Source organism: Streptomyces sp. bgisy100, assembly GCF_057709105.1.
In genome coordinates this window covers 35,784-46,287 of record NZ_JBYITE010000054.1, presented here as the reverse complement: position 1 = coordinate 46,287, position 10,504 = coordinate 35,784, and the positions used below count along the sequence as shown (strand labels likewise).

Annotated in this window: 6 protein-coding genes; 2 read left to right on the top strand and 4 right to left on the bottom strand. The window is 73.6% G+C overall.

Annotated elements, in window-relative coordinates; translation table 11 throughout:
* Positions 1 to 180: 180 nt before the first annotated feature.
* The 3 genes from AC3EQ1_RS27030 to AC3EQ1_RS27020 all read right to left on the bottom strand — a co-directional run bounded on the left by AC3EQ1_RS27030 (position 181) and on the right by AC3EQ1_RS27020 (position 6,830).
* Positions 181 to 891: a TetR/AcrR family transcriptional regulator gene (locus AC3EQ1_RS27030; RefSeq protein WP_432096943.1), complete on the bottom strand. Its 711-nt coding sequence runs from the start codon at positions 889 to 891 to the stop codon at positions 181 to 183.
* A gap of 385 nt (positions 892 to 1,276) precedes the next feature.
* Positions 1,277 to 3,289: a hypothetical protein gene (locus AC3EQ1_RS27025; RefSeq protein ID WP_432096945.1), complete on the bottom strand. Its 2,013-nt coding sequence runs from the start codon at positions 3,287 to 3,289 to the stop codon at positions 1,277 to 1,279.
* 382 nt (positions 3,290 to 3,671) lie between these two features.
* Complete coding sequence (locus AC3EQ1_RS27020) at positions 3,672 to 6,830, bottom strand: alpha-N-acetylglucosaminidase (RefSeq protein WP_432096942.1); 3,159 nt, start codon at positions 6,828 to 6,830, stop codon at positions 3,672 to 3,674.
* 159 nt (positions 6,831 to 6,989) lie between these two features.
* Here AC3EQ1_RS27020 and AC3EQ1_RS27015 point away from each other — a divergent pair, with 159 nt between their 5' ends.
* Entirely contained in the window at positions 6,990 to 7,544 is a 555-nt protein-coding gene (locus AC3EQ1_RS27015; protein WP_432096941.1) for a hypothetical protein, read from the top strand.
* 181 nt (positions 7,545 to 7,725) lie between these two features.
* Here AC3EQ1_RS27015 and AC3EQ1_RS27010 read toward each other — a convergent pair whose 3' ends face one another.
* Positions 7,726 to 9,195: a DUF1996 domain-containing protein gene (locus AC3EQ1_RS27010; protein WP_432096940.1), complete on the bottom strand. Its 1,470-nt coding sequence runs from the start codon at positions 9,193 to 9,195 to the stop codon at positions 7,726 to 7,728.
* A gap of 293 nt (positions 9,196 to 9,488) precedes the next feature.
* On the opposite strand from AC3EQ1_RS27010, the gene AC3EQ1_RS27005 reads away from it, so the two are divergent.
* The gene (locus AC3EQ1_RS27005; RefSeq protein ID WP_432096939.1) at positions 9,489 to 10,187 is read left to right on the top strand and encodes a hypothetical protein; all 699 of its coding nucleotides are present in this window, start codon (positions 9,489 to 9,491) and stop codon (positions 10,185 to 10,187) included.
* Positions 10,188 to 10,504 lie beyond the last annotated feature (317 nt).

Here is a 10,504-nt window from a genome sequence, read left to right as displayed (position 1 = left end):
CCGGAACCCCCCACCCCGCAGGTCCCGGCCCCCGGCACCACGTCCGCACCCCGCGCACAGAGCCGCACCCGGGACGGCCCCCGCACCCCGCGCTCCGAACCCGCACCGGGGCCCGGCCCCCGCACCCCGAACGGAACCCGGCACCCGGACACGGCACCCCGCACCCGGCCCCCGCACCCGCTACAGGCCGGCCCCCGAGCCCCCCGACCCGAACGCGCTCAACCGCGCCGCCAGATCCCCGAACGTCCCGTCCACCGGCTCCTGGTCGACGATCCGCCGCACCAGCGCCGCGGCCTCCTCGTCGTACGCCGCGCTCACCGCGAGCAGCGCCATGAAGCTGTGCACCAGCTGCAACTCCAGTTCGGTGCGGGGAATGTGCCGCCCGTCCAGCCACGTGAGCGCCGTGGTCTCGGACATCCCGATCCAGGACCGGACGGCGAGGGCGATCCGCGGGCCCGGGTCGGTGATCCCCAGGTGGAACAGCATGTGGTCGTACGCCGCCTGCCGCACCTTGTCGATCAGTGCGTTCGCCCGCTCCGAGCCGACCGACGTACCGCCGCGCAGCAGCGCCTCGAACCCCGGCGCGTGGTCGTCGACGAAGTCGAAGAAGCGGGACATCACCCGCAGCAGCCGCGCCCCGAGCGGGCCTTCCTGCGGCTCGGCGAAGCGCCGGGTCAGTTCACCGGCGGCCCGCCGGACCACCTCGTCGTACAGGCTGTTCTTGCCCGGGAAGTAGTGGTAGACGAGGGGGCGGGATATGCCCGCGGCCGACGCGATCTGGTCGATGGACACCTCCCCCGGAGGGCGTTGGCTGAACAGTTCCTGTGCCACGGCGATCAGCTGCTCCCGCCGCTCCTCTACGCCCATCCTGCGGCGCACCCCAGTCGTCATATGAACACCATAACGGGGGAGCGGAAGTTGCCGTTCAGGGCATTGGCGCAGGCAGAGGGCGCGTTCCGGGACGAGCCGACCCTTTGCCGCACCGCCCGAACCGGGCGCCCAGCACCCGAAATCCGCTGCCGCGCCCCGCGCGGCCCCGACCGCATGCGCCCCCGGCACACCCGTCACCAGGGCCCCGGCACACCCGTCACCGAGGCCCGCGGCGCACCCGTCACCAGGGCCCGCGGCGCGCACGCACCATCGCACCCGCCGTCCGCCGGCCCCAGCGCAACGCCGTCAGCGGACGGCCGTCCCCAGCCCTCAGCGGAACGCCGCCAGCCGACCGCCCTCCCCAGCCCTCAGCGGAACGCCGCCAGCCGACCACCGTCCCCAGCCCTCAGCGCAACGCCGCCAGCCGACCGCCGTCCGCCAGCCGCGCGTCGAGATCGGCACGGGCTCCCGGGCCGGCGGGCAGGGCCAGTACACGCCCTTCCGCGCTGCCGCGCACGCCCCCGGACGCCGTGATGGACGCGACATCGCCGCTGCCCGCGGCCAGCACGTACCACCGGCCCGTGCCCGACTTCCACACCACACCCGCCAGCACCCGCGGCGCCCGCGGACCACAGGCCCGGGAGTCGGCCGCGCGGGCGGTCACCGCCCCCGGCGTGCCCACCCGCGCGACCGGCGGCTGGAACTGGGCGAGCACCCTGCTGCCCGCACCCCGCCAGGTCTCCGCCCGGGTGCACACCCAGGCGGCGCTGCCGCCGCCGGCCGGCAGGGTCTGCGTGGCGAACCGCCAGGAGTTGACCGTGCGCACCCCCAGCGAACGCATCGCCGGAAGGTGGCAGGCCGTACGGGCCCAGCTCACCCGTGCCCGGTCGCCCGCCGCCTCCCCGGGCCGCCCGGCGGGGCCGCCGTACGTCAGCCGGGCCGGGGCCAGCTCGCCGAGGTCCGTCACCAGGTGCGGGCCCCGTCCGGCACCCGCCGCGACCGCGTCGCGGAACTCCAGGGCCGGCCAGCTCCGGCAGGTCGCCGAGGGGACCGGGCTCGGCATCGGCTCGGTCACCCCGTCCGCGGCGCGGTGCAGCGGACGTCCCTCCGCTCCCGGCCGCAGCAGGTCCAGCAGCCGCGCGCCGGACACCCAGGGGGCGGTCAGATAGCGCACATTGCCGTCGGTGCGGTTCACCACGAGCGCCGAGGCGGTGGCGGTGTCCGCCCCGTCCGTCCGGGCGAAGTCCAGCGCCGCCCCGCCGCGGTCCGCACCCTTGCCCTCCGCGTACCGCACCACCCGGAGTCCGTCGTACAGCAGCACCACCGTCGCCCGGTCCACATCGCCCGCGTACAGCAACTGCGCCGGCCCCGACGGCGGCCCGGACGCGGTGCCGGGTGTGGCCGACACCTGCACCGCGCGTCCCGGCCGCGCCCAGACGGCGAGGGCGCGCCGCAGCAGCTCCCGGTCGTCGGCGCGGTCGCCCCGGGCGGGCCAGGCGGCGAAGCCGGCACGGTCCGAGGTGCGCCAGTCCCCGGGGGCGGCCCGGGTCAGCGCGGCCGGCTCCAGGGCGCGTTCGGAGGAGGCGTTCCGGGCGTACGGCGGTGCGGCGGCCCCGTCCGGTCCCCATCCCTCGCCGGGCAGCCCGAGGAGGGTGCCGCAGACCACGGCCGCCGCTGCCGCCGCCGCGGCGGCCCGCAGGTGCTGGCGGCGGCGCACCAGGTCGGTGGGGCGGGCGTGGAGCGAGCAGGCGTCGAACTCCGGGGACTCCAGGAGCAGCTCGTCCCGGCTGCCGCTGGGCGGGGTGACCCCGTCCGCCGCGAGCAGCGCGGCATGCGGGTCGCGGACCCCGGCCGCCGTCAGCAGCCGGCGCACCTCCCGGTCGGGCAGCCGCTCCAGCCCGCGCAGCACATACCCGGCACGGGCGGGCGCGGGCACCCGTGACAGGGCCTGGTCCAGCGCGAGTTCATCGGCCCCGCCCGGACGCGGGAACAGCCGCAGCCCCCACACCTGCGGAAAGAGGGGAGGGAGCGGGGAGCGCAGCGGCCGCTGCCAGGAGCGGCGGGGGCGCCCGGCGGCGAGCGCGGCCCGCAACACCCGCAGCCGCACGTAGGCATAACCGGCGGCCCGCGCCTCGGCGGCGTCCTCGGACTCCGCGGCCTCGTCCGCGCGCTGGGCCGGGAGGTCGTACGGGGTGCCGGCGGTGCGGCGCCGGGGGAGTGCCCGCTGGACGACGGCGTGCGCGGTGAGGACCCGGCGGCTGCGGCCGAGCGCGGGCGACAGCACGAGATAGGCCATCCGCACCAGCCGCGGATAGTGCTCGACGAGCGCCGCCTCGGCCAGTTCGGTGCCGACGGGCTCGATCGGCGCGGGCGGGGGACGGTGAGCGGTGGTCGCATCCCGGGAAGTCACGTTCAACAGAACGAGCGAATGGTGGGATGGTCACCTGACCCGGACCGCACCCTTCGGCCGACCCGCCACCGCACCGCCACCCGTACCACCTGCGCCCCGCCACCGCCCTGCGCGGAAGCCGCCCCACACAGCACGGCCCCACACGGCGCCGCACCGCACCACGGGCACCACAAACCCGCACTCACACCGCCCTGCGCCGCACCGCATCACCCGCACCGCATCACCCGCACCGCATCACCCGCACCGCATCACCCGCACCGCATCGCCCGCACCGCCGCACCCCCACCGCCGCACCCCCACCACACCGGGCCGCCGCCGCGTCCCCCGAACCGACGGCCCGGCAGCACCCCCTGCCGGGCCGTCGAAGCGGATCAGCGGGCGCCGCAGCCGGTCAGCGCACCTGCCAGCCGCTGAACTCCGCCGTGCCCCGGGCGTCGCCCCCACCGTTCGAGGCCGTCATGAACAGCCCCGCGTCCTGGGTGGCGGAGGCGCCCGGCACAGTGACCGTCGCGACCGTGCGCCACGTCGCGCCGTCGTCCGTCGAACACGCCCCGGTGTACGCCCCCGAGGCCGCCCGCGTCAGCCGCAGCAGCACCGGGGTGCGCACTCCGGTGAGGCGCTGGTACGCGTCGATGGTGCCGTCGCCGTTGGTGTCGTGGCTCAGGACCACGCCGTTGCCCGGGGTGACCGACAGGTTGAGGAAGCCGGGGGACCCGGCCGTCGCCAGCTTGTTGCGGACGATGATCCCGGCCCGCGCCCAGGGGCCCGTCACCGTCTGGCTGTCCACCCGCACCGTGACCGACCGCCCCGCCGTCAGCACGCCCTCGCGGTAGGCGGCGCCGAACTCGGACGTGGCCTTCCACAGGTCCGCGCCCGCCCCGTTGACGCCGATCCGGTCCGCCAGCTGCCCGAAGACGGCGCCGTTGGTGCTCACCGTCCGCCACGGCCCGTCGAGCGGGTTCCCCACGAAGAGCGTGCCGGGATGCCGGGTGCGCACCCGGTCCTCGCCCTGCGGCCCGTAGTCCGTGCTCAGGTCGTAGGGGAGCGGCTTCAGCGGGTGTTCGAGCGGCCCGGCGGGGGCCGTCACCCGCCAGCGGACCGTGCCGCTGCCGCCCGGCGCCACCCGCGGCAGCGAGACCGGACCCTGCGCCTGGGCGTCCACGCCGGTCAGGGCGAAGTCGACCCGGCCGGTCGGTGCCAGACCGCTGACGTTCCGGAATGTCGCCGTGACCAGCGCGCTCCCGCCCGGCGGCAGCGTCGGCGGCTCGGCGGTCACCGTCACACCGCCCTGGTACGGGGCGGTGGCCAGGGCAGCGTGCACCCGCCGGGCGGTCCGGTACGCGTCGTTCACCGGCCGCAGCGGGTAGGAGCGGCGCTCCCGGGTCCAGGGCTCCTCGATCGCGTACCAGTCGAACGCCTTGGGCTCCCGCCCGTCGGCCAGCGCGTCCTCCAGCTCGTCGAGGAACGCCTGCCACTGCGGCAGATGGAAGTCCCCGATGAGGCCGTGCCAGTCCCGGTTGGCGTAGTTGGCGAGCTTCCCGCCGTCGGCCGTCACCCGGTCCGCCCAGGTGGTGACCAGCACCCGGGCCGACCGCTCCAGCCGCGCCGCCTCGTCCGTGCCGGACGCCATCCGGCGGGCGTCGTCCAGCCAGGGGCCGAGGAGGAAGAGGCGGTGGGCGCCGGTGATGTCCTCGCTCAGCCGCATCAGTTTCAGCCAGAGCCGGGCCAGCGCCCGGACGGTGTCCCGGTCCTTGCGCTCGAAGGCGGTGCGCAGCTGGGGCAGCAGATGCCAGGAACGGTTCGCCAGCGCCTGCCGGGCGGCGTCCGTCAGGTCGTAGCGGTAGGCGTCGGACCCGCGCAGCCCTTCCCGCACGCCCAGCAGCGCGGCGAACGCGGTGTCGAAACCGGCGGCGTCGAACGCCGGGGTGTGGGTGGCGTAGTTCGTGCCGGACCGGGCGGTGAGGCTGGGCCGGGCGGCGAAGATGCTGTCGTGCGGGCGGCCGTCCCGGCTGCTGATCTCGTACGCGGTGTCGCGCAGCGCCGCGAACGCCGCCCGCGCCTGCCGGTCCCGCCCGCCGTACCGCAGATCCGCGTACGCCTCGAACCACGCGGTCCGGTCCACCGCCTCGCGGCGCCACGCCAGCTCGCTGAAGAGTTCCAGCGCCGCCGGGTCGCGCTCCACCGCCTCCGGCATGTACGCCGTGCCGACCAGCTTGCTGCCCGGCTTGTCGCGCCACACGGTGAAGCGCTCCGTCCACATATGGGTCTTGGCGCCGATCGTGGTGCGGCCCCCGAAGTTGGGGATGGTGCCGAACGCGTACGGCGTGCCGCCCCAGTCCTTCTCCCGGTCGGTCACGGTCTCCAGGTCGGAGAGGCCGTCGACGACGAGCATCCGGTCCTTGTCCAGGGCGTCCAGCAGATCCCGGCGCGGGTTGTCCTGCCAGCCCAGAATCACCCAGGTGGCTCCCGGCCGGGCGGTCTGCAGGGCCTTCTCCACGGCCCGCGCCGCGTCGGGCACGGGCACGTCCCCGGCGCTGCCGCCCTCGTGCAGCAGGTCCATCTTGAAGTGGGCGGCGGGCCCGAACAGCTCCCGCTGGTGCCGGTAGAAGGAGGCCGCCACATCACGGAACGCGGCCGTCCGCGGGTCCAGCCAGTCCGGGCGCTTCAGCCCCGCCCAGACGCCCTGCGGCACGGTACGGGCCCCCGGATTGCGCTGCTCGAAGCCGTCCGGGACGGTCCCGAAGTAGCCGGGGAGCACCGGCGCCATGCCCAGCTCGCGCAGCCGCTCGCAGATCCTGCGGCCCAGGTCGGCGCGGCGCGCCAGCAGCTCCGTACTGACCGGCCCGCCGTAGCCGCTCATGTTCTGCAGCAGCCACCACGGCTGGTGGGACGGGGCGGGCAGCCAGGCGCGGGCCTCCGTGTCCGAGTAGCCGAAGTCCTGGAGCAGCCGGTGGTAGACGGCCTCCTGACCAGGGGTCACCAGGACCTCGTTGAGGCCGTGCAGCGCCATGACGTCGATCAGCCGCTCCCAGCGCGCCCAGTCCGCGTACGGCCCGGTGTAGCCGTCGTGGGTGTCGTTGAGCGCGAAGCGGTGCGCCACGGTCGCCGACCGCTCCAGCGCGCGGCCCGGCGCGGGCAGCCGGCGCGGCAGCCCGGTCCGGCTGCCGGCCCAGGAGATGTGCGCCCCGCAGACGTACTTGAGGTACCAGTGGACGCCGGTCAGCAGGACCGCCGGGCCGGTGCCCGACACCTCGATCCGGCCGGTGGAGCCGGTGACCCGGAAGCGTTCCGGGCCGCCGGTGAGGGCCGTCAGCCGGAACTGCTCGGCATGGTCGGGCAGCAGCCGCCGCAGCGCCGCGCGGGCGGGTGCGACGAGGTCTGCGGAAACCTTTTCCCCGGTGGCTGCGGCCCCGGTTCGTGCCGCGGTCCCGGCGGCTCCGGGCCCCGCGGCGATCGCGGGCGTTCCGCTGCCGAGCGCCGTGGCCCCGAGGGCTCCGGCGGTCCCCAGCAGCGTCCGTCTGGCCACGTTTCGGCTGTTCAGGTCAGTCACGTGCGCTCCCCACGAGGCGGGTGGTGCTGCGACAGGTATGAGTGGGGTGCACGTTAATGACCGGAATATGGACGAGCAATGGGACGCGCGATTGAGACGATCACCGATCGTTCCCGTATGCGGTAGTGCCGACGTGCGTCTACTCAGAGGAGGGCATCCATGCGTGTTCGAGGCAGGGGCCGGTCGGGCGCGGTTCTCGCGTCCGCCGTGGTGACCGGAGCGCTGCTGCTCACCGCCGGGTGCGGCAGCGGGGAACAGAAGGAGAAGACGCCGAAGACGGCGACCGGAACCGTGGAGCAGCTCGCGAAGAAGGTCACCTGCAAGCCCGACATGCAGATCGACGCCAAGGAGCTGCGGCAGGGGCTGTGCAAGTCGAAGAAGGCGCGTTATGTCCTCACCACGTTCGCCACGAACAAGGGCCAGATGGACTGGCTGGGTGAGGCACAGAACTACGGCGGGTCCTATCTCGTGGGCCCGAAGTGGGTGGCCGTGGGCGAGCCGAAGACCCTCGGCAAGCTGCGCGGCAAGCTCGGCGGCGAGGTGGAGACGGCGCCTTCGCACGGAGGTTCGCACGGGGGAGGCTCCCATGAGGGCGATTCCCACGAGGGCGGTTCGCACCATGGTTCCGGGGAGGGCGGCTCGCACGACTCCCACAAGGCCTCGGAGCACAGCGGCCACCAGGCGTCGTCGCACCACATGGACATGGGCTCGTAACCCGTTCGCCCCTGGCCGGCTCACCGGCTCGGCTTCGCCCGGACGCTCCCGTCCTCGCGTCCCGTCACACAGAACCGCGGCCGGTGACACCGGAAGGACATCCGGTGTCACCGGCCGCGGCGGTGACCGGTGAGCACGCGGCCGGCACGGATGCCGGCCGCGTTGCCCGCGGGCTGCTCGGCTACTGGCACTCCTCGCCGTTGTTGATGCAGGTGACCATCTTGTTCATCAGGTTGTCCGAGAAGACATTGATGAAGTCGCCGTGGTCGGTGATCGGCTTGTGCAACTGCTCCGGGAAGGAGTCGACCGCGAAGCCGGGGCCGGGCGGCACGTCGTAGACGATGCGCTGCTTCAGCTGCGGAATGGCCTTGAAGCCGTTGTCGCAGGAGCCGTCCTCCTTGGCGAACGCCACATGCGTACGGTGGTTGGCGCTGTCGATGTTCTGACCGTCCCAGCAGCTCTGGAAGGCGAAGGAACGGACGACCTTGCTGCCCTCGGGGCAGATCGGGTACTTGTCCTTCAGCTGACGGTCCTCGAACCCGGTGCAGCTCCACGACGCGTTCGCGTTGGCGTCGCCGTTGGTGAACGCCTTGGCGTCACCGGTGATGATGCGCAGGAACTTCGGCATCGCGACGACATCGCTGCTCGGGTTGCCCACGAACTCGTTCGTCACCTCCACCGGCGTCTGGATCTGGCCGATGTTGCCGTCCTGGCCACCGCCCGCGGCGTTGGCGTCCTGCTCGTTCTGGCCGTTCTGCAGTCGGATGACCGGCCAGTAGTAGGTGGACTGGTCCTCCTGGTTCTTGCACGTGGTCTGACCGGCCGCCAGGTCGTCGTCGCTGGCGAAGGCGTCGTTGGCCTGGTTGCCGATGTAGTCGTGCATGTGGTGCGCGCCGTTGCTCACACCGGGGGCGGCGATCACGTTGTCCGAGTTGCGGAGTGCGTTCTCGTTGACCCCGCAGTCGGAGGTGAACTTGCCGGTGCCGTTGCCCTGGTTCGGGTCCTGGGCGTTCGGCTGGACCTGGGTGATGTCCTGGAAGTCGTCGGGCGAGGGACCGCCGCCCTGCTGGCCGCCCTGGCCCTGGTCCTGGCCGTCTTGCTCCTGGCCGCCCTGCTGCTGGTCCTGACCGGCCTGCTGGCCGTCCTGCTGCTGGCCGTCGAGGGTCTGGCCGTCCCCTCCTGCTGCGTCATTGCCCTTGAGCTGACAATCGGCCAGATCCGTCAGGCCCGCGGGGCTCTGTCCCCAGCGGTCGAGGGAGGAGTTGATCTCATTGATCGACGCTTTGCGCTTGGCCTCCAGTGGATCAAGGATGGAGCTCTGCATGGCGTCGGCGTCCATGGACCCCTTCGCCCGCGCGCTCACCATCTTCTGGTATGCGTCGCCGATCTGGCTGTCCAGCTGTGCGAGGTTCCGGTCGACCTCCGCCCGTGCCTTGCTCGGCACTTCGGGAATCTGGTCGACCACCTCCGGGCAGGCGATCGTCGAAGCGTTCTGTGCGGAGATCTGCTCCGTCGAGCCACCGTCATCGCTCTGTCCGGCGTTGGCGGTGACATTGACGGCGACGAGGCCTCCGCCTCCCAGCAGGAGGGCGGCCGCCGCGGCGATCGCCCTGCCCACGAGCGGGGAGCGTTTGTGCGAATTCTGTTTCATGGAACCCCTCTTGCGTCTTTCCGGGAGATGGGGGGACTCCCGGTCGGAGAAGCTCCGTTTCATACGGCGGGGGTCGTCGCCGTGTTCACACGGGCATCAGATTCTTCGGAATCTGCTTCCGGGGCAGTGGGCAGAGCCGAGCAATTCCGGGCAGGGCGGGTACAGCCGTCGAATGGGCCTGTGTGCGGTGATGTCCGGATATGGCGTCGCGTCCGACAGGCCGGGACGGGGCGGGGCGGACATTTCGTACTGGCGCGCTGCCCGCCGCCACGGGATGGCAGCATGTGCGCACCATGACAGATGCCCGGTCGCTCTCACGCCACCTACGGGCCGCGGTGTTCGCGGCCGTATGTGTGCTGCTCGCCGCGGCCGGACACGTCACGGCATCGGGCCGCCAACTCCCCGCGCACGCACTGCTGGCCGCGTTCGCGGTGACGACGGCCGCCGCCTGGCTCGCCGCCCGCCGCCGACGGGGCATCCTCGCCATCGGAACCGGCCTGCTGACCACCCAGGCGGCCCTCCACCTCCTCTTCTCGGGCGGGCACCGGGGCCTGCGGCCCGACGCGGCCCGCGAGATGGCCGACATGGCCGCCACATCGGCCGCCGACGGCATGCGGCACGCGGCCGGGACACCCGGCACGGCGCACACCGTCGACGCCGGCGATTCCGGTGTCATGCTCATCGCACACCTGGCGGCCGCGCTCTGCTGTGCCCTGTGGCTCTGGCGCGGAGAGGCGGCCTTCTTCCGGCTGTTGGGCGCCCTGAGCGCGCTCGCCTTCAGCCCGCTGCGGCTGCTCCTCGCCGCCGTCCTGCGGCCGACCCTGCCGCGCCCGGCCCGTCCGGCACCCTGCCCGGAGGAGCCGGGACGGGAGCGGCGGCTCCTTCTCGCCCATGTCCTCTCGCGGCGGGGTCCGCCGTACGGCGCGGTGCACCGCCATGTCACCCCCACCGGCGTGAACCTTCCGGGGTTCCGTTCCGTACTCGGTAGCTGACGTCAGCACATCAGGCACTCCGGCGTCTCGGTTCGGCCTCCCGGTGTTCCGGCATTCCGCCGGGGCCCGCGTCCCGCCTTCCGTGTTCCGTATTCCGTGTTCCGGTCCGTGCACCGGGCCCCGTCCGTCAGGAGCGGGTTCCGGTGTCCCGCTCCGGGGAATCCGGCGTTCGTGAGGCCGGTCCCGTGAGGCCCTGACCCCGTGAAGTGGCCTGCGAGGGCCGGTTCCTGTGAGGCCGGGCCTGCGAGGGCCGGTTCCGTAGGTCCGGTCCCGTGAGGTCTGATCGGGGCTCGGGACGTATACCGGGCGCGGTTCCG

Excerpts from the sequence above, each read along its gene's own strand:
- AC3EQ1_RS27015 (WP_432096941.1), top strand. The coding sequence starts at position 6,990 with ATGCGTGTTCGAGGCAGGGGCCGGTCGGGCGCGGTTCTCGCGTCCGCC.
- AC3EQ1_RS27010 (WP_432096940.1), bottom strand. The coding sequence starts at position 9,195 with ATGAAACAGAATTCGCACAAACGCTCCCCGCTCGTGGGCAGGGCGATC.
- AC3EQ1_RS27030 (WP_432096943.1), bottom strand. The coding sequence starts at position 891 with ATGACGACTGGGGTGCGCCGCAGGATGGGCGTAGAGGAGCGGCGGGAG.
- AC3EQ1_RS27005 (WP_432096939.1), top strand. The coding sequence starts at position 9,489 with ATGACAGATGCCCGGTCGCTCTCACGCCACCTACGGGCCGCGGTGTTC.